Consider the following 23,221-nt stretch of genomic DNA (forward strand, 5'->3'; position numbering starts at 1 on the left):
AAGGCGAATCTCAGCGAACAAGCGCAGTTGGCGGGGGGCCAATGAGCATTGTGAGCTGAGATTCAACGCCGTATTGGCGAGCGCAGCAGGCCCTATAACCCCTGTTTGAGGCTGGCCACGATAAACTGATCCAGATCCCCATCCAGCACCTTCTCGCAGTTGCTGGTCTGCACGCCCGTACGCAGATCCTTGATGCGCTGATCGTCGAGCACGTAGGAACGGATCTGACTGCCCCAGCCGATATCGGCCTTGCTGTCCTCGGCCTCCTGCTTGGCGGCATTGCGCTTCTGCATTTCCAGTTCCCACAGCTTCGCCTTGAGCTGCTTCATGGCGAAGTCGCGGTTGGCATGCTGACTGCGCTGAGTCTGACACGACACCACCACGCCGGTCGGCTCGTGGGTGATACGCACGGCGGAATCGGTGGTGTTGACGTGCTGACCGCCGGCGCCACTGGAGCGGTAGGTATCGACACGCAGATCGGCGGGATTGATCTCGACTTCGAAGTCGTCGTCGATTTCCGGCGACAGGAACACCGAGGCGAATGAGGTGTGACGGCGCCCGCCGGAGTCGAACGGGCTCTTGCGCACCAGGCGGTGAACGCCGGTCTCGGTACGCAGCCAGCCGAACGCATGATCGCCCTGGACGTGCAGGGTCGCCGACTTGATGCCGGCCACCTCGCCACCGGAAATCTCGACGATCTCGGTCTTGAAACCGTGATGCTCGCACCAGCGCAGGTACATGCGCAGCAGTATGTTGGCCCAGTCCTGGGCCTCGGTGCCGCCAGAGCCGGACTGAATGTCGAGATAGGCGTTATTGGCATCCATCTCGCCGGAAAACATGCGCCGGAACTCGAGCTTTTCGAGCAGCGTGTCCAGATGGGCAAGCTCTTTCTTGACCTCATCGACGGTCGCATCGTCCTCTTCCATCACTGCCAGCTCGAGCAGTTCCTGGTTGTCCACCAGGCCGCGATCCAAGGCATCGATGGTTTCGACGACGGCCTCGAGCGAGGCACGCTCCTTGCCCAGCTTCTGGGCATAATCGGGATCGTTCCAGACGTTGGGATTTTCGAGTTCGCGGGAAACTTCTTCTAGCCGATCCTTCTTCTCGGCATAGTCAAAGATACCCCCTCAGGACGTCTGTCCGCTCGGACAGGTCCTTGATGAGGTTGTTGATCGGATTGATCTCTTGCATGGTCGTCCTGTGTCGGCTTGCGGTGACTCCGCAGTCAAAGGCACCGGGCAGAGCCCCGGCGCACGCGAAAAGCCCTACATTGTAGCCAAACCGGGCAGCACCGTCATCCTGCCACTAGGGTGACGAGCATCATCGGCAACATGCGCCGATACTGCCTATCATACAGAAACACAACGATCCACAAGGTTTCCATCATGTTCAGGAGCCAGGCACCTACCGGTCTGGTCATCGTTCTTGCCGCCGCTCTTACCACACCGCAGACCCTGGCTGCTACCGTCTACGAAACCCCCAGCGACAAGCTAATCTTTAGTGGACGCATCTCCGTCGGTAGCAGTTTCGTCGACAAGACCGACGACGGCCACGATCTCGCCAACGTTGGCTCACGCGCGCGACTGATTCACGAACACGACTTCAAGGGCGGATGGTCGTCCGTGGCCCGTGCCGAGTGGGGCTTCGATCCATTCTTCGAGGACGCCGACGACGCTTACTCCAAGCGCCAGCTCTACGCTGGGGTGAGACACGACGACTACGGAACGCTACTGATCGGAAAGCAGGAGTCTCTATGGTATGACATGGTCGCCGACTGGACCGACTGGTTTTGGTACAACGGTGCCACCGCCCAGGGCAGCTTCAACGGAGCGGCCGGCGACGGCGGCTTCGAGGGCAACGGTCGTGCCGACGATGCGGTGTCTTACAAGAACGCTTTTGGTGACTGGACGGTCGGCATCCTCTACCAGCCTCCCCGAGACGGCATGCCCCCTAACGCCGACTACAGTGGCAACCTGACCGGCTACACGCGCAATTACACTGGCCAGGGCGCGGTCGTCTACAAGCCCAGCGAGGATTGGTCGTTCGGCGCCGCTTACACGCACAGCGACATTGACGGCAAACTCGCAAACGGCACCACCTCGGCAAATGTCGATGCCGGCCTGCTGGCGGCCCGCTGGACACCGAGCAACTGGTATTTCTCGCTGAGCGGAGGCGAGTATCGCAACCTAGTGCGTGACGGCAGCTTTAGCGACGTCGACGAAGTTGACGGCATCATAGACAAGGCGCGCGGCTTCGAGGGTGTCGCACTGTACAATGTCAAGAACCGGATTCCTGGCAAGGTGCAGATCTACTCTGGCTTCAATCGCCTCGAGGACACTGGTTCCGATGCACGCAGCGCCTTTTATCTGGCTGGCGCAGCGTGGCTGACCTTGAACGATGATCTGATCGTCGCACTGGAGCGCAAGTTCAACGACTCTACCGATGCCGAGGGCGGCAATGTCGACAGCGACGAGACCGACCTGCTGGTGCGCTACAATTTCTAGTATCTACTGGCAAACGCGCCCCCGCCCTCCTTGCCCTAACGCGAAGGTCGCCCCGCCGCCATAAAAAACCCGGCCGCTCGGCCGGGTTTCTCGTTACAGGAATGGAATTTAGAAGCGATAGGTCGCCTGGGCACCGAAGCCGTGGGCTTCGTTTTTGTAATCGGCAGTGTATGAAGTAGCCCCAAATCCATTCAAAGAGTCATCTCGGGACTGACTAATCCTCGTACTACGCTCAGTCAAGTAAGAGTAGGCCAGATCAACTGTAAAGTCGGGAATGGGGGTCCACCCGGCCCCAACCGAGAAGATACGGCGATCATCCGAAGGAATCCTGACGCTGCGGTCTTCATCGTTAGTAGGCGTATTGTCGAGTGCCAGCCCGGTACGTAATATCCATTGCGGGTTCAGTTCGTACTGTGCCCCTACTGCAAAATTCCACGCATTCGAGTAGTTCTGTGCTTCATTGGTGATTTCATCACCTTGGGTACCATTGACGAGAATTCGCTCGAATCGGCTCCAGCGAGCCCATGAAGCACCGGCCATGAGCGTGAGGCGGTCAGTCATTTCCTGTGTAATCGAAAAATTTACCGTTTCCGGAGTCGTCAGGTCCAGGCTGGCATCGTCCTGTCTCACCACGGTTCCATTAGGCGCTGTGGCTCGAAAATCGCCTTTCAGTGTGTAATCCACTTTAGAGCGGTAGGTCAGCCCTAGTGTCGTTTCGGGCACAGGCCTATAGATCACGCCGATGTTATACCCCCATGCTTCATCGTCACCATCGACACGCGCATCGACATCGCTCGCCGTGCTAAAAGGCTGTGGAACATTAGGAATCTGGCGCCGCAACTCACCCTCTACTTGGTTGTAAGTCACACCCGCGCCGATAGCTAACTGATCGTTGATCTTATAGGAAAGGGTCGGCTGTGCACTGACGACCTTGACTTCTGTGTAATCCCCGAAATAACGTCCTTGAAAATCATCTTCATAATCTGTCTTGGAGCCGAAAGGCGCATACACCCCAAAACCGAAATGCAGACGGTCACTGATCGGCTGAGCATAAAATGCAAAGGGCACAAGGGTACCAGGCACCATGTCGCCATCGGTGCTGCCGGATACAGGTCCGAGAGGGAATTGAACACCACTTGGAGCCCCTCCAGCCGCCAATCCAGAGTCTATTGAAGTGCTGGATTCGACAGTATCTATATCCGTACTTACGTCCAGATAGGTGGCACCGGCCGTAACTTGTGCGCGATCCAGAAACGACATCCCAGCCGGGTTACCGAAGACGATAGTGGCATCCTGAACATTCGAACTACGCCCTGCATGGCTATAGCCCTGCCCGCTAACGCTCTGCTCATTTAACTGGAATCCACCGGCCACGGCCTGGCCGGACATCGCTGCGGCAACAGCGATGGCGACGGTGAGCTTGTTGATCTTATTTTGCATATTTTTCGAAATCCTGTTCCCAATGAGGCTAGACGTTGACACTGATCTGCTCATACGCAACGGCAGTCTGCCTAACCGTTTTGGCTGATGGACATAATCAAGTCAAGAACAAACGACTGTTTTAATCGCGCGACTGCACATCCATTAGTAGTAGATGCCGTTATCAGCAAAGCGTCATCGCTACCGGAGCGCAGCCATGCCCGGCTTATCGGCGGGCCGATTCATTCCTTTACCTGACACCTTGACCTAGGTGTTACCCACAGGTTCTAGACTAAAGGCATCCCACTCAGGAGGCAGCCATGAAAGTCGGTGAATTGGCCACGGCAGCTGGCGTCACGGCCGAGACGGTACGTCACTACACACGCGAAGGACTGCTGTCGCCTCGTCGCAACCCGGACAATGGCTATCAACTCTACGACAGCGACGATCTCAATCGCCTGCGTTTCATCCAGCGGGCGCGCACCCTGGGCTTCAGCGTCAAGGAGATCAGCGATATTCTCGAGCACGCCGATCAGGGCGACTCTCCCTGCCCGCTGGTACGCGACCTGCTAGCCCAGCGCCTGCCCACGATCCGTCAGCGTATCGCCGAGCTCGAAGCGCTGGCCGCTCGCATGGAGCAGGCCCTGGACACGTGGCGGGACATGCCCGATGGCGTCCCCAATGGCCATAGCCTGTGCCGCCTGATCGAGAGCTTTCCCGACGACAAGCGCGCCGAGTCACCAGTCCACACAGGAGACGACCAATGACTGCGCCAGCCAATCATCTCTCGCGCCAGGTCGGCGGCATGAATTGCCAGGGCTGTGTGAGCAAGATGCGTCGCGCCATCCAGGCCCACGATGCCGAGGCCGAAGTCGTGGGCACGCCCGCCGAAAAGCGCCTCGACGTAACGACGACACTCGATGGCGATACTCTGGATAACGTGCTCCGTGAGGTCGGCTTTCCGCCTGAGGAAGCGCCGACTGCTACCGGCAGCGACTCGGAGCCTCGCAGCGAGGCCAGCGTTTCCGAGCCCGTCGTCCCGTCACGCTCCACTGCGTCGCCAAGCGCCGCGGGCAGGGCCCCGGAAAGCGACGTGATTCGTCTATCGCTGACCGGCATCACCTGTGCCGGCTGTGTACGCACCATCCAGCAGGCGCTCGACGAGACCCCCGGTGTGCGCCGTGCCGAGGTCAATTTCGGCTCGCGCACCGCCCAGATCCATGGCGACGCCAATGCCACCCAACTGATTCGTTCGGTGGTCGAGGCCGGCTACGGCGCCGAGGTGATCGAGGACCTGCGCCAGGCCGAGCAGACCCGGGAAGTCAACGAGACTCGGGAGTATCGCAAGCGCCTGCGTGACACTGCACTGGGTCTGGGTGTCGGCATCCCGCTGATGCTCAGCATGTTCTTCCATCATCCCCATCTGGCCGGCAGCGAACGCTGGCTATGGCTGCTGGTCGGCCTGATCACCCTGGGTGTACTGGCCACCGCCGGGCGGCGCTTCTTCGTCAATGCCTGGAAGGCGTTCCGTCACCATCAGGCCAACATGGACACGCTGATCGCCGTGGGTACGGGCACCGCCTGGATCTACTCGATGGTGGTGGTCCTGTTTCCCGAGGCGATTCCCGTCGCGGCCCGCGGTCTCTATTTCGAAGCCGCGGCAATGATCATCGGCCTGATCAGCTTCGGCCAGGGCCTGGAACTCAAGGCACGCGGCCGTACCAGCCAGGCACTCAAGCGGTTGCTCGACCTGCAGACGCGTAGCGCAAGGATCATCCGCGACGGGCAGGAGCGTGAGGTCGGGATCGATGAGGTACGCAGCGGCGATCGCATCCGCGTGCGCCCCGGCGAACGTCTGCCGGTGGATGGCGAAGTCGAGGATGGCAGCAGCTATATCGACGAATCGATGCTCACTGGCGAGCCGGCCCCCGTGGCCAAGCAACCCGGCGACGAGGTCAGCGCCGGGACCGTCAACGGCCGCGGCGGGCTGGTCTATCGTGCCACGCACGTCGGCGCGGATACCCGCCTGGGACGCATCATCGACCAAGTTGCCAAGGCCCAGAACTCGCGTCCACCAATCGGTGAGTTGGCCGACAAGGTCTCGGCGATCTTCGTGCCCAGCGTGATGATCATCGCCGTACTCACCGCGCTGGCCTGGTACAACCTCGGTCCCGAACCGCAGATCATCCACATGCTGGTCGCCGCCACCACGGTGCTGATCATCGCCTGCCCCTGCGCGCTGGGTCTGGCGACGCCGATCTCGACCATGATCGGCGTAGGCAAGGCCGCCGAGCACGGCATCCTGATCCGTGACGGTCAGGCACTGCAGACCGCCAGTCGCCTGACCACATTGATTGTCGACAAGACCGGCACGCTCACCGAAGGCAAGCCACGGGTCACCGATGCCGAGATATTCGCCGGCCAAGAGAGTGAGGTGCTGGGCCTGATAGCCGCGCTGGAGCGTAGCTCCGAACACCCGCTGGCGGCAGCCCTGCTGGGCTATGCCGAGGCGAGGAACGCCGAGCCCGCCACGATCCGCGATTTCGACGCAGTCACCGGACGTGGCGTCACCGCCACCGGCCCCCTCGGGGAGCGGCTGCGACTAGGCAACGCCACGCTGCTCGACGACGCCGGCATTACGCTGGGCCAGGCCGAGCGCCGGGCACACGAGCTTGAAGACGAAGCGCGCACCGTCGTCTACCTCGCCGTGGATGACAGGTTAGTTGCCTTGTTCGGCATCAGCGATCCGCTACGCGCCGACAGCGTCGAGGCCGTACGCCGCCTGCAGGCAGATGGGCTCAAGGTAATCATGCTGACTGGCGACAATGCGCATACCGCTGCCGCCGTGGCCCGTGAAGTGGGTATCGACGATTACCGCGCCGGCCTGATGCCCGAGGACAAACACGCGGAGGTGCAACGCCTGCAGCGTGCCGGAGAGATCGTCGGCATGACCGGCGACGGGATCAACGATGCTCCCGCGCTGGCCCAGGCCGACGTCGGCTTCGCCATCGGTCAGGGTACCGACGTCGCCATCGAGAGCGCCGGCATCACGCTGATGCGCGGCTCGCTGCACGGTATCGCCGACGCCATCGAGATCAGCCGGGCTACGCTGACCAACATCAAGCAGAACCTGTGGGGCGCGTTCGGCTACAACAGCCTGGGCATTCCGATCGCGGCCGGCTTACTCTACCCGGTTACCGGCCTGCTGCTGTCTCCGGTGATTGCCGGGATTGCCATGTCGCTGTCGTCGGTGACGGTGGTCAGCAATGCCAACCGGTTGCGCCTGTTTCGCCCCAGCGCCGCACAACGCAGCAGCCGATCCGGTACCCGGTCATCACTGCAGGAGGCAAGCACATGAGCTGGCTGGTCAATCTTGGTGGCATCGCCCTGATCGTATTGATCGTATGGTGGTTCTGGTTGCCGCCCAGGAAGAAGAACTAGACGACGAAAGGCTGGCCAGGCACCGGCCAGCCTTTCTATGCTGACGGAAACACGCCGACACGGAAATAACCATGCCAACGCTCGATGGCGTGCTGGAAACGGCACTTTACGTGGAAGACATGGAGCGCGCTCGGGCGTTCTTCGAGGAAGCGATGGGACTCGAGCCGTTCACCGCCGATCACCGTTTCACGGCCTACGATGCCGGACGTGGCACGGTGCTGTTGCTGTTCCTTAAGGGCGAGACGCTGGATACCGTCACCCTGCCCCGTGGCATGGGCACCATTCCGCCACACGATGGTCAGGGACCGGTTCACATGGCCCTGGCCATTCCCGCCGATCAGCTCGACGCCTGGGAAGCCCAGCTCAACGCGCATGGCATCGAGATAGAAGGGCGTACCCACTGGCCCAAGGGCGGTGAAAGCCTGTATTTCCGCGACCTGGACGGCCACCTGCTGGAGCTGGCGACACCGGGCGTGTGGCCCTGCTATTGAGTCCAGTGCAGCGAGCGTCGTCTAGCTGATGCCAATATAACGGCCTGCGCGATGGTTGAGCGCCACGATCTGATTCATCGCCAAGGCGCCGAGCACCGAAAACACGACCTGTAGCGGCGCAATCACCACCAGTGCCGCCATCAGAATAACCGCATCGACGGCCAGTTGAACGTAGCCGGCACGCAGGCCGTAACGATCCTGCAGAAAGAGGGCCAGGATCGTGATGCCACCCAAGCTCATGCGGTGCCGAAAAAGCACCAGAATGCCCATGCCCGTCAGACTTCCTCCCATCAGGGCAGCGTAGAGCGGGTGCAGGTTCTCGATCGCGATCCAGTGCGGGGTCAGTTGGGAAAACAGCGACACCAGCAGCACCGCAGCGAATGTCTTGACGGTAAAGAGCCAACCCATGCGCCGAATCGCCAGGTAGTAAAACGGTAGGTTGATGAGAAAGAACACCAGCCCGAAGCCGGCCCCGGTGGAATACTGCACCAGCAGGGCCAGGCCGGCGGTACTCCCGGTGAGCAGACTCGCCTCGGTATAAAACGTGATGCCCAGCGCCACGAACAGCGTGCCAAGCAACATGGCAAGTGCGTCTTCGTATGGGCGATGCCTTTGGCCGCGCTCCTGAACCATGACTGTTTCCGATCAGTGAAAAGAGAGGCAAGCGCTCAGCACTTACAATGGCTCGGCATGCTCGATCATCAACTGCAACGACTCCCGTCCCTTCCAACGGTTGCGCGACAGCTTGTAGGCGCAGCGCAGTCGTGCACCGAGGCCGAAGGCCGGCACTTCGCCGGGTGTCAGCGCGCGGAACCAGATGGCACGCGCCGTCACTTCACTGCACGCCAGCTCGAGCATCAGATGGCTGCCGTCGGCGCCAACCACACGCAGATTCTCGACCAGGAATTCGCCGTCGAACAGCGGCGCATCGAACTCTCGGCCATAGGGCGAGAGGCGCTCCAACTCGTCGAGGGTCGCCAGGCAGAGCTGCGGCGCGGTCAGCTCACCATCGGTAAAGACGCAGGGGTACAGCTCGCATACGCCAAGCTGTTCGTTAACGGCCTGACGCAACACAGCGGTGAAGGTACCCAATTGCTCGGCCGGCAGGCCAATACCCGCCGCCCCGCTATGCCCACCGAAACGCGGCAATGCCTGCGGGGCAAGATCGTGGGCGCGCTGCAGGGCGTCACGCAGGTGCAGCGCCTCGATGGAACGTCCCGAGCCGGTAAGCATGCCCGGTGCCGCCGCCCTCGTCAGCACCAGAGCCGGTCGCCCGAAGGCCTGGACCAGCCGTGAGGCGACAATGCCCTGTACCCCGGCATGACCGTCCTCGAGATAGACCACCAGCACCTGTTCGCCTGCCGCCACTTGCTGCATGGCCAGGGAGCGGGCTGTCTCGGTCATGTCGGCCTCGATGGCCTTGCGCGACTGGTTGTCCTGATCGAGCACGTCGAGATGCCGGCGTGCCGTGTGCTCATCGGCAGCCAGCATGAAGTGCAGTGCAGCGTAGGGATCGTCGAGGCGCGACCGGGCGTTGATGCGCGGCCCCATCTGGAAGGCCAGCGTCTCGGCGTCGAAGGGTACGCTATCGGCACCCAGGCGTTCGGCCATTGCCCGCCAGCAGGCGGCTTCCATGCGGTTGATGAGCGTCAGCCCCTGGGTCACCACCGCCCGGTTGATGGCGCTACCTCCCAGCGACACGCAATCGGCCACGGTGCCCAGCGCCACGTAGGAGAGCCACGGCGACAGCTTGGGTGTGGACGGCGACAGTGCGCCGAACTCGATCAGTACCGCTCGGGTCAGCGACATCACCAGCCAGGCCACCATGCAGCCGGCAATGGTGCGATCGGGAAATTCGCAGTCGTTGCGGGTCGGGTTGACCGTGGCGTAGGCCGAGGCCGGCGGCCCTTCCAGTGGCAGCGCGTGGTGGTCGGTGACGATGACCTCGATGCCGGCTTCGCGCAGGCGAGCGATGCGCGGTTCGTCCGACGAGCCGCAGTCGGCGGTGATGACCAAACTGGGTCGCGGCTTCAGCGCTAGCGTGCGCTCCACCAGCGGCAGGCTGATGCCGTAGCCATCGTTGATGCGATGGCCGATCAGGCTATGCAGCTTCTGTGCAGGCACGCCGAACAGCTCGTTGAGGGTGCGCAGGATGACCACGTGAGACGTGATACCGTCGACGTCGTAGTCGGTGAGAATCCCGATGTGCTCGCCCTCGGTCACCGCCCGGGCGATGCGCTCGGCGGCACGCCGGGCGTCCTTCAGCTTCTCGGGATGCGCCAGGTAACGCAGACCGGGCGTGACCAGCGGATCGAGTTCGCCTCCATAGCCCGGCAGACGGCCGGCCAGGATCCGCGACTGAAGCTCGGAAAGCCCCGCCGCCAGACAGCGCTGATACAGCGTCTCGTCACGGCGACGTGGCACGATGCGCCGGCGCATGAATTCGGCCAGGGGGCGTTGCACACTCTCGGTTTCCACAAAGGCTCCTGTGACGCAGCGCGCCCGGCAAGCCGGGCGCGATCAGGCATCGAAACGGCTGACGAATGCTTAGGCCCTGCGGCGATGCTCGGCAACGAAAGACTGCACGGCAGTCAGCTCCGCCGGCAGCACGCTGTAGCGCTCCTCGCGTTCGAGCAGGTCTTCCATATGAGCAGGCAACGGCACACCGGGGAAGCCGGCCTTGACCACCGCCTCGGCGAACTTGGCCGGGTGAGCCGTGGCCAAGGTAATCATCGGCGTGGCGTGATCACCATGGCACACCTCGGCGGCGCGATAGCCAGTGGCAGTGTGCGGATCGAGCAGTGCCTTGGTGCGATGGTGCGCCTCGCGGATCACCTCGAGAATGGTGGCATCGTCGACGCTGTGACTGGCGAAGCGCTCGCGCAGTTTGGCCAGGGGAGCCTCGGCAAGCGCCGCCGGCTCGTTCTGGAAACGCTCGAGCAGGGCACGCACGGCATCGCCGTCGCGGTCGTAGGCGTCGAACAGCAGGCGCTCGAAGTTCGACGACACCACGATGTCCATCGACGGTGCCAGGGTCGCCTCGAGATCGCGCTTGGAGAAATCGTTATCCGCCAGGGTGCGATGCAGGATGTCGTTGGCGTTGGTGGCAATGACGAAGCGCTCGACCGGCAGGCCCATCTGGTAGGCCATGTAGCCGGCGAAGACATTGCCGAAATTGGCCGAGGGCACACAGAAACTAACCTTGCGGTGCGGTGCGCCCAGCGCCACGCCGGCGGCAACGTAGTAAACGATCTGGGCCATGATGCGTGCCCAGTTGATCGAGTTGACCGCTACCAGTCGCGTGCCGTCGAGGAACGCCTGGTCGGCGAAGCTGGCCTTGACCATTGCCTGGGCGTCGTCGAAGTTGCCTTCGATAGCGATATTGAACACGTTGTCGGCCAACACCGAGGTCATCTGCCGGCGCTGCACCTCGGAGACACGGTTGTGCGGATGCAGAATGAAGATGTCGAGATTGTCGCAGTGGCGGCAGCCTTCGATCGCCGCCGAGCCGGTATCGCCGGAAGTCGCGCCCATGATCACCGCACGCTCGCCGCGCTTCTTCAGGAAGTGATCCAGCAGACGCCCAAGCAATTGCAGGGCGACGTCCTTGAAGGCCAGCGTGGGCCCGTGGAACAGCTCGAGCAGAAAGTGATTGGCGCCGAGCTGGTTGAGCGGCACGATCGCCTCGTGGCTGAACGTCGCGTAGGCATCACGGATGATGGCACGAAAAGTGTCGTCGTCGATCTCGCCGCCGACGAACGGTTTCATCACCCGGAAGGCGATTTCGGCATAGGATAGCCCGGCCATCGCTGCCAGCTCGTCCCTGGATAGCTGCGGCACGGTTTCGGGTACGTAAAGCCCCCCATCGCTGGCCATGCCGGTCAGCACAACATCCTCAAAGTTCAGCGCCGGCGCCTGCCCGCGCGTACTGATATAACGCATGATCGTTTCCCCTATCGCCACCGGCCACGGAAAGCCGACGACCTGGTGTCCACCCGACGATTGAAGCCAAGCTACGTGATCGCCTGGCACTCATGATTTGGCGCCGCGCCTCATTGCTGCTCGTCGAGGCACTCGACCCGGATCCGCGTAATCGGCCCGGCGATATCGGCCAACGACTCGAGCTGCCGGATGGCTTCGTTCATGTTCTTCTCGCGGGTGCGGTGTGTCAGCAGGATGATCGGCACCAGCTCGCCTTCGGTGGCTTCCTTCTGGATGATGGCCTCGATGGAAATCCCCTGCTCGGAAAGGATGGTCGCCACGCGTGCCAGCACCCCCGGGCGATCGACAGCCAACAGCCGCAGGTAATAGGCGGTGACGATATCCTCCATGGGCAGGATCGGCAGGCTATTGTCGCCCTCGACGATGCCACTGAAGGCCAGATAGGGCACCCGGTAGTGGTGGGCGGTGGTGATGTCGCGAGCCACGTCGAGCAGATCGGCAACCACCGCCGAGGCCGTCGGTTCGGAGCCGGCACCAGCACCGTAATAGAGCGTCGGCCCGACGGCATCGCCCATCACCGCAATGGCGTTCTTGACGCCATGCACGCTTGCCAGCAGGCGCTCCTTGGGGATCAACGTCGGATGCACACGCAGCTCCAGGCCGGCCTCGGTGCGCTTGGAAATCCCCAGATGCTTGATGATATAGCCAAGGTTATCGGCTTGCTCGACATCTTCGGCGGTAATTCGCGAGATGCCTTCGGTGTAGGCCTTGTCGAACTGCAGGGGAACGCCGTAGGCAATAGAGGCCAGGATGGTCAGCTTGTGCGCTGCATCGATGCCTTCGACGTCGAAGGTCGGGTCGGCCTCGGCATAGCCCAACGCTTGCGCTTCGGCGAGAACGTCCTCGAAAGCCCGCCCTTCGTCGCGCATGTGAGTGAGGATATAGTTGCCGGTGCCATTGATGATGCCGGCCAACCATTGGATGCGATTGGCACCCAACCCCTCGCGCAGCGACTTGATCACCGGAATGCCACCGGCAACCGCCGCTTCGAAGGCCACGATCACGCCCTTGTCGTGGGCCGCCTTGAAGATTTCGTTGCCATACACTGCAATCAATGCCTTGTTGGCGGTGACTACATGCTTGCCGTTCTCGATGGCGGTCAGCACCAACTCACGCGCGACATCGTAGCCGCCCACCAGTTCTACCAGTACGTCGATATCGGGATTGCGCGCCACCTCGAAGATATCGCTGGTGACCTTGACCCCGGTGGTATCGCAGTCGGGATTCTCACGCCGGGCGCCGACCTGCTCGATAACGATCGGCCGTCCCGCCCGACGGGCAATCTCGTCGGCATTGCGCGTCAGCACATTGAAGGTCCCGCTACCGACGGTCCCCAAACCACAGATCCCCACTCTCACCGGTTTCAACGTCGTGCTCCCTTCCTATTCGTTCGATTTGCAAACTGATCAATTTTTGATCAGAACGACAAGGTAAAAACCCTCTGACGGGGTGTCAAACGTGTGTCCAGCGGCCTTGTTTTCGAAAGGCAGCGTCATTCCTCGATGCCGAGCATACCGGCCAGCCGTTCGGCCGGCACGTAGCCTGGCACCATGCGACCATCGGGCAATACGATGGCCGGCGTACCCTGTACGCCGAGTTCGAGACCCAGATGATACTGATCGATGACCGGGTTGTCGCAATCCGGAGCATTCTTCAAGCTATCACCACGCTTGGCGGCGCTCAGCGCTTCGGCCGGGTTGTCCGCACACCATACCTGAGCGAGGTAACGTGCGCCCTCGGAGCCCAGGCCGCTGCGCGGAAACGCCAGGTATTGCACCTCAATGCCCATATCGTTGAGGCGTGGAACTTCCTCGTGGAACTTGCGGCAGTAGGGACAGGTCACGTCGGTAAATACCTGTATCGTCGCACGGGGCGCCTCCTTGCCGCGATAGACGATGCGCTGATCCTCCGGCACTTGGGCGAGCCGTTCGGCGCGTTCGGCGTTGCGTGTCTGCTGGGTCAGGTTGACCAGTCCGCTCTCGCCGTTGGCGAATAGATCCCCGACGATGAAATGGCTTCCCTCGGCGTCGCTATAGAACGTTTCGCCGCTTTTCAGACGCACTTCATAAATATTGTCCAGCGGCGTCTCGCTCACGCTCTCCACGGGCATCGGCTCACCGTTCACGGCCAGTCGCTCGGCCAACGTTTCCGCAGTCGGCGCGGCCAGCGCCAGACTGGAAGTGAGTGTCAGGGTTGCGAACAGTGCGCACGACAGCGCCTTGAAACCACGAATCATCATTCAGCCTCGAGGATGGTGTTCGGCATGTAGCGTCTCCAGGCGCGCCTGGGCTACATGGGTGTATATCTGCGTCGTCGATAGATCGCTATGACCCAGCAACATCTGTACGACACGCAAATTGGCTCCATGATTCAATAGATGCGTCGCAAATGCATGACGCAGAGTATGCGGCGACAGTGGCCGATCGATACCGGCAAGCCGGGCATAGTGCTTGATGCGATACCAGAATGTCTGGCGCGTCATGAACGCATCACTACGGCCAGGAAACAAGGGCGGACGCCGTATATCGCTCATCAACTCGCTGCGACCGGCACGTAGGTAGCGCTCTACCCACGCCTGGGCCTCCTCCCCCAACGGCACCAGCCTCTCCTTGTCGCCCTTGCCGACGACACGTACCACGCCCTGGCGCAGGTTGACGTTGTCCAGACGCAAGCCGATCAGTTCGGAAACGCGCAGACCGCAGCCATATAACACTTCGAGCATGGCACGATCCCGCAAGCCCAATGCCGTCGTATCGTCCGGTGCAACGAGCAGACGCTCGACTTCGTCTTCATCCAGGGTATTGGGCAAACTGGCGCGCACTGGCGGCAAGCGGACCTCACCGAGCGGATCGCCATCCAGACGCCCCTGCTCGAGCTGCCAACGATAGAAACCACGCAGACTCGACAACAGCCGGGCATTGCTGCGCAGTTGATACCCTGCGGCACGTCGCGTTTCCAGCCAGCGAGGCAACACCTCGGGATCGGGCGAGAGCAGTCGGCTACCGCTCTCATGAATGTGGGTGCGCCAGGCTTCGAGATCCCGCCGGTAGCTCGAGAGCGTATGCTCGCTGGCTCCCCGCTCTAGCCACAGGGCATCGAGGTAGGCCTCGATCAGCCCGCTGTCGTCATCTGACTCCGCCATGGCACATTATCTTCGTAAGCAACTCACAGATGCAACGAAACCCCGCCCCGCATTCGCGGCGACGGGGTTTCGTGAGATGGCGACAAGGCATGCCTCGCCGCCAACGGCCAACCGCTTAGGCCAGCTTTTCCTTGATGCGCGCTGCCTTGCCGCTGCGCTCACGGAGGTAGTACAGCTTGGCCTGACGCACGTCGCCACGGCGCTTGACCTCAACGGAAGCGACCAGCGGGCTGTAGGTCTGGAAGGTACGCTCGACGCCGACACCATGAGAAATCTTGCGCACGGTGAAGGCGGAGTTCAGACCGCGGTTACGCTTGCCGATCACCACGCCTTCGAAGGCCTGCAGACGCTCGCGGTTGCCTTCGACGACCTTGACCTGGACGACAACGGTATCGCCCGGCGCAAATGCCGGTACTTCCTTGCTCATCTGCTCGGCTTCGATCGCCTGGATCACTTTGTTCTTGCCACTCATGATGCAACTCCTTGACTGATTTGGGCCACGCGGGCTCGCTGTACTCTCTCGGCATCGTCAGTGACGATACTCGAGACGCGCCTGCCTGGCGTGTGATCCCGACGCGCGATGACGCGGGAACGACAATATGGGTGACGTGGGGCCTACCGGTCCTCGCCTCGGGCCTGGTCGGCATCGGGCCGCACCGGTTCGCCACACTCCTCCGCCGGGTTGGCGTATTCCTCGATGAACTCATCGAGCAGCTTACGCTGCTCATCGTTCAACGTTCGGCTCTTTAACAATTCGGGTCGCCTGAGCCAGGTGCGTCCCAGTGACTGCTTGAGGCGCCAGCGCCGGATCGCGGCATGATTGCCGCTAAGCAGCACATCCGGCACACGCCGTTCATCGATGATTTCAGGCCGTGTGTAATGCGGACAATCCAGCAGACCGTCGGCAAACGAGTCTTCGATTGCCGAATCCCGATGCCCCAGCACGCCGGGAACCAGTCTGGCCGCGGCATCGATCAGCACCATGGCCGGCAGCTCGCCACCGCTCAGGACATAATCACCGATCGACCACTCTTCATCGATGTCGCTTTCCACGACGCGCTCGTCGATGCCTTCATAGCGTCCAGCCACTACGACCAAGGGGCCACCGGACGCCAGTTCCTGCACGCCACGCTGATCCAGAGGTCGCCCCTGAGGCGACAGATAGATCACCTTGGGAGGCGTGCCGTAACGCCGCTCACCGCTTGCTCGCGCCTCATGAATGGCACGCCGCAGGGTATCGACCTTCATCAGCATGCCCGGCCCACCGCCATAAGGGCGATCATCCACCGTGCGGTGGCGATCCGTGGCGTAATCCCGGGGGTTCCAGAAATCGATTTCCAGCAACCCCTGCTTGACCGCTCGCCCGACCACCCCGTAACCGGTCAGGGCCTCGAACATTTCCGGGAACAGGGAGACAACACCAATCCACACGGCAGATCCCATGGAGCCGGAGCCATGGCCGGCCCGTCGTGTCAGCGCCCGATCACGCGTCGCATCAGAACTCAGGGTCCCAGTCCACCGTCAATGTACCGGTCACCAGATCCGTGTCGCGAATCACTTCATCGGGCAGGAAGGGAAGTAACCGCTCCCTGTCGTCGATGCTCTGCGCATCGCCCTTGACGACCAAGACATCGTTGGCGCCGGTTTCGAACAGGTAGTCGACACGTCCCAGGTCGGCGCCTTGCAGCGTCACGACCCGAAGCCCTTCCAACTGATACCAATAATAATCACCCACCTCGAGTTCGGGCAGGGTCTGCTTGGGCAGAAGAATCTCCGCCCCGGCAAGCTGCTCCGCCTGCTCTCGCGAATCGATCCCCTCGAGACAGGCCACGAGGCCTTTCCCCTGACGACGCCCCTGGACGAGGCGGCGGGCCGTACGTACCCCGCGCTGCTCGATCATCCATTCGGCGTAGTCGAGGATGCCCTCCATCGGGCTGGTGTACGAATACACCTTGAGCCACCCTTTCACGCCGTAGGGGCTGGTCAGCTTGCCCAGCACCACGTACTCGTCCGACTGGCCGGCTTGCGGCGCGCTCGATACGTCATTCGGCATGAGGCGGGGCTCGGCTTACGCTTGCTGCTTGCGCGCTTCTTTGATCAGCTCGGCGACGCGGTCGGAGACCTGCGCGCCCTGCCCCTGCCAGTGGCTGACACGGTCGAGATCGACGCGTAGACGCTCTTCCTGGCCGCGGGCGACCGGATTGAAGAAGCCAACACGCTCGATGAAACGGCCATCGCGTGACTTGCGAGAGTCGCTCACGGTCAGGTGATAGAAGGGACGCTTCTTGGCGCCACCACGTGCCAGACGAATGGTAACCATTGCGTTAACAATCCTTCGGTTGAGTTCAGTATTTACGCCACAGATTCATGACTGCAGTCGCAGTCGTCAGCTACGCACGCGCGCAGCCTGCCACGAAGACGCAGCATTCTACGGAAAACGACGGGCGTTGGAAACCTTTTTCCTCGCTCCGCCACATTATAGCCTCAACGCCGCGGGAAGCCTCCACCGCCGCCAAGACCGCCCGGACCACCCATGCCACCCGGGCCGCCGCCCATGCCACCGGGACCACCGCCCATGCCGGGCGGCAACATGCCGGACATGCCGCGCATCATCTTTTGCATGCCGCCCTTCTTGCCTACCTTTTTCATCATCTTCTGCATCTGCTTGTGCTGCTTGAGCAGGCGATTCAGGTCAGGCACCTGCAGGCCGGCGCCGGCCGCAATACGCCGTTTGCGCGACCCATTGATGATCTCCGGCTTGCGGCGTTCCTTGGGCGTCATGGAGTTGATCAGCGCTTCCAGCTTGCCCAACTCCTTCTCGGGCCCGGGACCCTGCGCCATCTCGGCGAATTGCCCCATGCCCGGCAACTTGGACATCATGCCGCCCATGCCGCCCATCTTCTTGAGTTGCTGTAGCTGATCGCGAAAATCCTCGAGATCGAAGCCCTCTCCCTTCTTGACCTTTTTGGCGAGCTTCTCCGCCTTGCTCTTGTCGACGCTACGCTCGGCCTCCTCGATGAGCGACAGCATGTCGCCCATGCCCAGGATACGCGACGCCACACGGTCAGGATGGAAGGGTTCCAGGGCGTCGACCTTCTCGCCCACCCCCATGAACTTGATCGGCTTGCCGGTGATATGGCGCACCGATAACGCAGCACCGCCACGTGCATCGCCGTCGGCCTTGGTCAGGATCACCCCGGTGAGAGGTAACGCCTCATGAAAGGCCTTGGCCGTGTTGGCGGCATCCTGACCGGTCATCGCATCGACGACGAACAGGGTTTCCTGAGGCTGGGTCGCCCGATGCAGCGCCTGGATCTCATCCATCATGTCGCTATCGACATGCAATCGACCCGCCGTATCGACCAACACCACGTCATGGAACTGGATCTTGGCGTGCCTGAGGGCCGCTTCGGCGATGTCGACCGGACGCTGGTCGCTGGTCGACGGGAAGAAATCGACCTCGACTTCACGCGCCAGGGTTTCGAGCTGATCGATGGCCGCCGGACGATAGACGTCGGTGGACACTACCAGGACTTTTTTCTTTTCACGCTCGCGCAGGTAACGCGCCAGCTTGGCTACGGAGGTGGTCTTGCCCGCCCCCTGCAGACCGGCCATCAGCACGACCGACGGGCTGCCCTTGAGCGCCAACCCTTCATTGGCCTCGCCCATGATCGCTTCCAGCTCCTGCTGGACGATCTTGACGAACTGCTGACCCGGCGACAGACTGCGCGACACCTCCTGGCCAACGGCGCGCTCGCGCACCCGCTCGATGAAGGCCTTGACCACCGGCAGCGCGACATCGGCTTCGAGCAGGGCACGACGCACCTCGCGCAGCGTATCCTTGATATTGTCTTCGGTCAGCTTGGCCTGACCGGTAACCGACTTGAGTGTCTGCGACAGACGCTCCGAGAGATTTTCGAACATGGGGCTCTCCATGCTGGGATGCCTGGATGTCTGCTTCGCCGTAGGGCGATATCACATCCACTGTTTGGCGAAGAATTATACGCCTTCACGGCGTCAGTCTCCATGCAGCTATAGCCACGGCCTCTTCTCACCGCCCTGCCGTGGCTGGGCGAGAAGGTCACGATTCGGTATAGTGGCGCTGCAATCGATTCTCTTTTGCCATGGCACACCTTCCGAGGTCAGCAGGGCCTAACCATGCAGGCGCTTCCCTTCGCACTACTTGCCATTATTTTTTACCTAGGCGCCGGCTCCTGGCAGGGCCTGACGCTGCTGCGCCGCGTCCCTCCGCGGCCGGCCCTGGTCAGGGGCGTTGGTCTGTTGGCCGTGGCCTGCCACAGCGCAGTGGTCTTCGTCACGCTGAGCAGCACCGACTCACTCAACCTCAGCCTCTCCAATAGCGTGTCGGTGTTCAGTTGGCTGATCGCCCTGCTGCTGTTGGGTGTCAGCTTCGTAAAGCCCGTGCTGAGCGCAGCCGTTGGCCTGTTCCCCCTGGCGGCACTGGCTTTGCTACTGGTCGTGGGCCTTCCTACGCATAGTGAGCGCGAAGGACTGCCCCCGGGCATTGCCATTCATGTCCTGACCTCGACACTGGCATTTTCACTGTTCGCCATCGCTGCCGTGCAAGCCATGCTGCTGGCTCGTCAGAACCAGTCCCTGCGCAAGCACCATACGCGCGGCATCGTTCAGGTATTGCCACCCTTGGTCACCATGGAGCGTCTGCTGTTCGAATTGATCTGGGCCGGCATGCTCCTGCTCACGGCATCGATCGTCAGTGGCATGCTCTTTCTCGACAACCTGTTCGCCCAGCACCTCGTCCACAAGACCGTACTCTCGTTTGCCGCCTGGATCATCTTCGCCCTGCTCTTGGCCGGGCATCACATTCTCGGCTGGCGCGGCGCCAAGGCCGTGCGCTGGACACTAGGCGGTTGCGCGCTGCTATTGCTGGCCTATTTCGGTAGCAAGTTCGCCTTGGAAATCGTGTTCAATCGGCCCTGAGCCGTCATGTGTGGCTACCCTGCCTTGACACCGGGGCGGCCTATTCCCTACAAACGAGCCTGTCATGCAATTTAGGATTCCCAGCCCTTGAACGACGACATCCCTTTGGGACTGCTGTTCGGCCTGCTATTTCTTCTCATCTGCCTGTCGGCGTATTTCTCCAGCTCCGAGACCGGCATGATGTCCATCAACCGCTACCGCCTGAGCCATCAGGCCAAGAGCGGCGACCGCGCCGCCAAGCGGGTGATGCGGCTGCTCGGGCGGCCCGATCGCCTGATCGGCGTCATCCTCATCGGCAACAACTTCGTCAACAACCTGGCGGCGTCGATCGCCACCATTATCGCCATCCACTTCTTCGGCGAAGTCTCGGGGCCGGCCATTGCCACTCTGGTGTTGACCATCGTAGTGCTGATCTTTGCCGAAGTGACACCCAAGACCTACGCCGCAATCAAACCCGAACGCATCGCCTATCCTTCGTCGCTGGCCCTGGAACCGCTGCTCAAGGCGCTCTACCCGCTGGTGTGGCTGGTCAGCGCCATTTCCAACGGCCTGCTACGCTTGCTCGGGGTACGCAATCTCGAAGGCGGTGCGGACAACCTTACCCGCGACGAGCTACGCACCGTGGTGCACGAAGCCGGCACCATGATCCCGCGCCGTCACCAAGCCATGCTGCTGTCGATCCTCGATCTCGAGAACGTGACCGTCAACGACATCATGGTGCCTCGTCATGAGGTGTCGGGCATCGACCTGGACGATGACCTGGACAACATCCTGGCCCAGATTCGTGCCAGCCAGCATACGCGCGTGCCGGTCTACAAGGGTGACATCAACAACATTATCGGGATTCTTCATCTGCGCAATGCAGCCCGATTCCTGTCCAAACCCGAGGTCACCAAGGCGGCGATCGTCCAGGAAGCGCGCGAGCCCTACTTCATCCCCGAATCGACGCCACTGCATACCCAGCTGCTCAACTTCCAGCAGCAGAAGCGGCGCATCGGCATCGTGGTCGACGAGTACGGCGACGTAGAGGGGCTGGTCACGCTAGAGGACATCCTCGAGGAAATCGTTGGCGAATTCACCACCAACGTCGCCGGCATGCACAAGGAGATTCACCTGCAGGACGATGGCAGCTATGTCATCGAGGGGACGGCGAACATTCGCGAGATCAACAAGATGCTGGGCTGGCAATTGCCCACCGACGGCCCCAAGACGCTCAACGGGCTGATCCTCGAACATCTCGAGTCCTTCCCTGACGCGCCAGCATGTTTGCAACTGGGCGCTACGCGAATGGAGATTCTGCAGGTCAAGGACAACCTGATCACGGCGGCACGCTGTTGGCAGCAGGTGCGCCGTTCACGCCTTGGCTAACCCCTCTGGCGATGTCTCCTCGCTCACTCGAGAATGCGTCGCTCGGCGGCGGTCTTGAGTTCACGAACCTTGGCCTCGAGGGTGCCACTGCTTGCCTCTTGCGGGGCCATCGGCTCACCGAACACCAGCGCCACTTTGGCGCGGAACCGGCGCGGTCGCTTGGTCAGTGCCGCACCTTCGCAATTCGAAGTCCACGACCCCCATAGCCCAGCCAATGCGGCCGGCACGACCGGAACGGCATCGCGCGACAGAATCATGTCCACGCCGCGTCGGAAGCGATATACATCGCCATCCGGCGTGAGCCGCCCTTCGGGAAACAGCATGACGACTTCACCGCTGCGCAAGGCCAGGCTGACCTGTTCCAGCGCACGACGTATCCCGCCCGGATCGCGACGCTCCGAGTCCACGGGAATCGCCCCGGCAATACGGAAGAACCAGTTCAACCATGGCGACTCATAGATCGGCCGGTCCATGAGAAAGCGCAACGGGCGCGGACAACCGCCGCCCAGAATCAACGCATCCATGAAGCTGACATGATTGCAGACCACCAGCGCCGGCCCTTCCGCAGGAACGTGGCTACGCCCGGTGAAACGCAGGCGATACAACACATGCATCAACGCGAAAATGGCCAGTCGCAATACCGAGCGCGGATTGGCCAGCAGTGCATAGACACCCGTTGCCAGGGCGATGCCCGCCAGCCAGACGAAGAAGACGTGCAGCGACGCGCCGAACAGGCTCAGCACCACGATACCGAAGGCCGCAGCCAGGATCATGAACAGGGCATTGAGCAGGTTGTTGGCGGCTACCATCCTCGCGCGATGCTCGTCATGGCTGGCTAACTGGATCAAGGTATACAGAGGCACGATATACAATCCGCCGCCAACACCGACCAGAGCCAGATCCAGCACCATGTGCCAAAAGCCAGGCATGGTCAAAAGCGTCGCCAAGCCCAGTTGCTCGCCAACGATGGCTGGCTGCAGCGCCAGGTCGAGCCCGGCGGCACCGATGATCAGCGCCCCCAGGGGGACCAATCCCACTTCCAGACGTCCGCCGGACAGCCGCGCGCACAACAGCGCGCCCCCGCCTACGCCCAACGCAAACGCCGCCAGCAGAGCGCTGACGGCGGTCTCGTCGCCATGCACCACATCGCGCACCCAAGCCGGCAGTTGCGTGAGGTAGCAGGCACCCAGGAACCAGAACACACTGACTCCCAGCAGGCCACGAAAGATGCGCGGATGCTGCCAACTGTTGCGCAATACCTGAACACTGCCCGACAGTGGCCGCCACGTCACGGGCCCCGGCGCACTGGACGGCGCAGTGGGTACGCCCAGGCTGACCAAATAGCCGGCCAGGGCGATCCCCACCAGCGTGAAGGCTATCGCCCCACGGGACCAGCCGCCCTCCAGCGAAGCCAGCACGCCGGCCAACAGCGTTCCCAACAGGATCGAGACGAAAGTTCCCAGGTTGACCCAAGCGTTACCGCGCACCAGTTCGGTGGGGCGCAGATGCTGCGGCAGGATGGCGTACTTGACCGGCCCGAACAGCGCCGATTGCGTCCCCATCATGAACAGCAACCCGAGAAGCACGGCAAACTGCTCGAACCAGACCGCCGCCGCCGCTGCACACATCGTGATCAACTCGAGAAGCTTGAGACGACGAATCAGGCGCTGCTTGTCGAGCCGGTCGGCCAACGCGCCGCCCCAGGCGGAAAACAGCAGGAAGGGAAGGATGAACAGCCCTGCCGCTAAATTGTTGAGCAGCCCCGTGTCCCAGCCATGCCGGGGCACGGCCACGAAAGTCAGCAGCAGCAGCAATACGTTCTTGAATAGATTGTCGTTGAAGGCGCCCAGGGCCTGGGTCCAAAAGAACGGGGCAAAGCGGCGCTGCGTCAGCAA

The 23,221-nt window shown here is 61.9% G+C and carries 20 protein-coding genes; 6 read left to right on the forward strand and 14 right to left on the reverse strand.

The window, feature by feature from the left end; genetic code table 11:
* Positions 1-92: 92 nt before the first annotated feature.
* Positions 93-1,191, reverse strand: a protein-coding gene (gene prfB / locus MHM84_RS18140; protein WP_239267881.1) for a peptide chain release factor 2 whose coding sequence is annotated in 2 segments (ribosomal slippage) — positions 93-1,115 and positions 1,117-1,191 — 1,098 coding nt in all. Because the reading frame shifts where the segments join, the coding sequence is not laid out codon by codon here.
* 194 nt (positions 1,192-1,385) lie between these two features.
* Here prfB and MHM84_RS18145 point away from each other — a divergent pair.
* Positions 1,386-2,504, forward strand: a complete 1,119-nt coding sequence (locus tag MHM84_RS18145; RefSeq protein ID WP_239267883.1) for a porin — start codon at positions 1,386-1,388, stop codon at positions 2,502-2,504.
* 108 nt (positions 2,505-2,612) lie between these two features.
* Here the strand turns inward: MHM84_RS18145 and MHM84_RS18150 are convergent, their stop codons facing one another.
* Entirely contained in the window at positions 2,613-3,944 is a 1,332-nt protein-coding gene (locus tag MHM84_RS18150) for an outer membrane protein transport protein (RefSeq protein WP_239267885.1), read from the reverse strand.
* Positions 3,945-4,243: 299 nt separating this feature from the next.
* Here MHM84_RS18150 and MHM84_RS18155 point away from each other — a divergent pair, with 299 nt between their 5' ends.
* The 3 genes from MHM84_RS18155 (at position 4,244) to MHM84_RS18165 (ending at position 7,855) form a co-directional block, all read left to right on the forward strand.
* Positions 4,244-4,690: a MerR family transcriptional regulator gene (locus MHM84_RS18155; protein ID WP_239267887.1), complete on the forward strand. Its 447-nt coding sequence runs from the start codon at positions 4,244-4,246 to the stop codon at positions 4,688-4,690.
* A complete protein-coding gene (locus tag MHM84_RS18160; protein ID WP_239267889.1) occupies positions 4,687-7,281 on the forward strand; it encodes a heavy metal translocating P-type ATPase in 2,595 nt (864 codons plus the stop codon). Before MHM84_RS18155 ends, MHM84_RS18160 begins: the two co-directional genes overlap by 4 nt.
* Positions 7,282-7,435: 154 nt before the next feature.
* Positions 7,436-7,855, forward strand: coding sequence for a VOC family protein (locus MHM84_RS18165; RefSeq protein ID WP_239267891.1), 420 nt, complete (start codon positions 7,436-7,438; stop codon positions 7,853-7,855).
* Between the two features lie 21 nt (positions 7,856-7,876).
* Here the strand turns inward: MHM84_RS18165 and MHM84_RS18170 are convergent, their stop codons facing one another.
* From MHM84_RS18170 to ffh, 11 genes are all read right to left on the reverse strand, one after another.
* Complete coding sequence (locus tag MHM84_RS18170) at positions 7,877-8,488, reverse strand: YitT family protein (protein WP_239267893.1); 612 nt, start codon at positions 8,486-8,488, stop codon at positions 7,877-7,879.
* A 42-nt stretch (positions 8,489-8,530) separates the two neighbouring features.
* On the reverse strand, positions 8,531-10,294 hold the full coding sequence (recJ, locus tag MHM84_RS18175) for a single-stranded-DNA-specific exonuclease RecJ (protein WP_239267989.1): 1,764 nt from the start codon (positions 10,292-10,294) through the stop codon (positions 8,531-8,533).
* Positions 10,295-10,402: 108 nt separating this feature from the next.
* Positions 10,403-11,797: a threonine synthase gene (thrC, locus tag MHM84_RS18180; RefSeq protein ID WP_239267895.1), complete on the reverse strand. Its 1,395-nt coding sequence runs from the start codon at positions 11,795-11,797 to the stop codon at positions 10,403-10,405.
* Between the two features lie 110 nt (positions 11,798-11,907).
* Entirely contained in the window at positions 11,908-13,224 is a 1,317-nt protein-coding gene (locus MHM84_RS18185; RefSeq protein ID WP_239267897.1) for a homoserine dehydrogenase, read from the reverse strand.
* Positions 13,225-13,349: 125 nt separating this feature from the next.
* A complete protein-coding gene (locus tag MHM84_RS18190; protein WP_239267899.1) occupies positions 13,350-14,096 on the reverse strand; it encodes a DsbC family protein in 747 nt (248 codons plus the stop codon).
* Positions 14,097-14,999 carry a site-specific tyrosine recombinase XerD gene (xerD, locus tag MHM84_RS18195; RefSeq protein WP_239267901.1) on the reverse strand — a complete coding sequence of 301 codons (903 nt, stop codon included), beginning with the start codon at positions 14,997-14,999 and terminating at the stop codon, positions 14,097-14,099.
* 115 nt (positions 15,000-15,114) lie between these two features.
* Complete coding sequence (rplS, locus tag MHM84_RS18200) at positions 15,115-15,471, reverse strand: 50S ribosomal protein L19 (protein WP_239267903.1); 357 nt, start codon at positions 15,469-15,471, stop codon at positions 15,115-15,117.
* A gap of 143 nt (positions 15,472-15,614) precedes the next feature.
* On the reverse strand, positions 15,615-16,430 hold the full coding sequence (gene trmD / locus MHM84_RS18205; protein WP_239267905.1) for a tRNA (guanosine(37)-N1)-methyltransferase TrmD: 816 nt from the start codon (positions 16,428-16,430) through the stop codon (positions 15,615-15,617).
* Between the two features lie 64 nt (positions 16,431-16,494).
* Complete coding sequence (gene rimM / locus MHM84_RS18210; RefSeq protein WP_239267907.1) at positions 16,495-17,052, reverse strand: ribosome maturation factor RimM; 558 nt, start codon at positions 17,050-17,052, stop codon at positions 16,495-16,497.
* A 15-nt stretch (positions 17,053-17,067) separates the two neighbouring features.
* Entirely contained in the window at positions 17,068-17,319 is a 252-nt protein-coding gene (gene rpsP / locus MHM84_RS18215) for a 30S ribosomal protein S16 (protein WP_092848600.1), read from the reverse strand.
* 164 nt (positions 17,320-17,483) lie between these two features.
* A complete protein-coding gene (gene ffh, locus MHM84_RS18220; protein WP_239267909.1) occupies positions 17,484-18,923 on the reverse strand; it encodes a signal recognition particle protein in 1,440 nt (479 codons plus the stop codon).
* A gap of 234 nt (positions 18,924-19,157) precedes the next feature.
* On the opposite strand from ffh, the gene ccsA reads away from it, so the two are divergent.
* Positions 19,158-19,958, forward strand: coding sequence for a cytochrome c biogenesis protein CcsA (gene ccsA, locus MHM84_RS18225; protein WP_239267911.1), 801 nt, complete (start codon positions 19,158-19,160; stop codon positions 19,956-19,958).
* 87 nt (positions 19,959-20,045) lie between these two features.
* The gene (locus tag MHM84_RS18230; protein ID WP_239267913.1) at positions 20,046-21,326 is read left to right on the forward strand and encodes an HlyC/CorC family transporter; all 1,281 of its coding nucleotides are present in this window, start codon (positions 20,046-20,048) and stop codon (positions 21,324-21,326) included.
* A 23-nt stretch (positions 21,327-21,349) separates the two neighbouring features.
* Here the strand turns inward: MHM84_RS18230 and MHM84_RS18235 are convergent, their stop codons facing one another.
* Entirely contained in the window at positions 21,350-23,221 is a 1,872-nt protein-coding gene (locus tag MHM84_RS18235; protein ID WP_239267915.1) for an MFS transporter, read from the reverse strand.

Origin of the sequence: Halomonas sp. McH1-25, assembly GCF_022348165.1 — a bacterium.
GTDB lineage: Bacteria > Pseudomonadota > Gammaproteobacteria > Pseudomonadales > Halomonadaceae > Modicisalibacter.

What these genes read in the sequence shown, in the direction of transcription:
- MHM84_RS18155 (WP_239267887.1), top strand. Translation starts at nt 4,244, where the DNA reads ATGAAAGTCGGTGAATTGGCCACGGCAGCTGGCGTCACGGCCGAGACG.
- xerD (WP_239267901.1), bottom strand. Translation starts at nt 14,999, where the DNA reads ATGGCGGAGTCAGATGACGACAGCGGGCTGATCGAGGCCTACCTCGAT.
- rimM (WP_239267907.1), bottom strand. Translation starts at nt 17,052, where the DNA reads ATGCCGAATGACGTATCGAGCGCGCCGCAAGCCGGCCAGTCGGACGAG.
- MHM84_RS18150 (WP_239267885.1), bottom strand. Translation starts at nt 3,944, where the DNA reads ATGCAAAATAAGATCAACAAGCTCACCGTCGCCATCGCTGTTGCCGCA.
- rpsP (WP_092848600.1), bottom strand. Translation starts at nt 17,319, where the DNA reads ATGGTTACCATTCGTCTGGCACGTGGTGGCGCCAAGAAGCGTCCCTTC.
- ccsA (WP_239267911.1), top strand. Translation starts at nt 19,158, where the DNA reads ATGCAGGCGCTTCCCTTCGCACTACTTGCCATTATTTTTTACCTAGGC.
- MHM84_RS18190 (WP_239267899.1), bottom strand. Translation starts at nt 14,096, where the DNA reads ATGATGATTCGTGGTTTCAAGGCGCTGTCGTGCGCACTGTTCGCAACC.
- recJ (WP_239267989.1), bottom strand. Translation starts at nt 10,294, where the DNA reads ATGCGCCGGCGCATCGTGCCACGTCGCCGTGACGAGACGCTGTATCAG.
- ffh (WP_239267909.1), bottom strand. Translation starts at nt 18,923, where the DNA reads ATGTTCGAAAATCTCTCGGAGCGTCTGTCGCAGACACTCAAGTCGGTT.
- MHM84_RS18165 (WP_239267891.1), top strand. Translation starts at nt 7,436, where the DNA reads ATGCCAACGCTCGATGGCGTGCTGGAAACGGCACTTTACGTGGAAGAC.
- MHM84_RS18145 (WP_239267883.1), top strand. Translation starts at nt 1,386, where the DNA reads ATGTTCAGGAGCCAGGCACCTACCGGTCTGGTCATCGTTCTTGCCGCC.
- thrC (WP_239267895.1), bottom strand. Translation starts at nt 11,797, where the DNA reads ATGCGTTATATCAGTACGCGCGGGCAGGCGCCGGCGCTGAACTTTGAG.
- MHM84_RS18160 (WP_239267889.1), top strand. Translation starts at nt 4,687, where the DNA reads ATGACTGCGCCAGCCAATCATCTCTCGCGCCAGGTCGGCGGCATGAAT.
- MHM84_RS18170 (WP_239267893.1), bottom strand. Translation starts at nt 8,488, where the DNA reads ATGGTTCAGGAGCGCGGCCAAAGGCATCGCCCATACGAAGACGCACTT.
- rplS (WP_239267903.1), bottom strand. Translation starts at nt 15,471, where the DNA reads ATGAGTGGCAAGAACAAAGTGATCCAGGCGATCGAAGCCGAGCAGATG.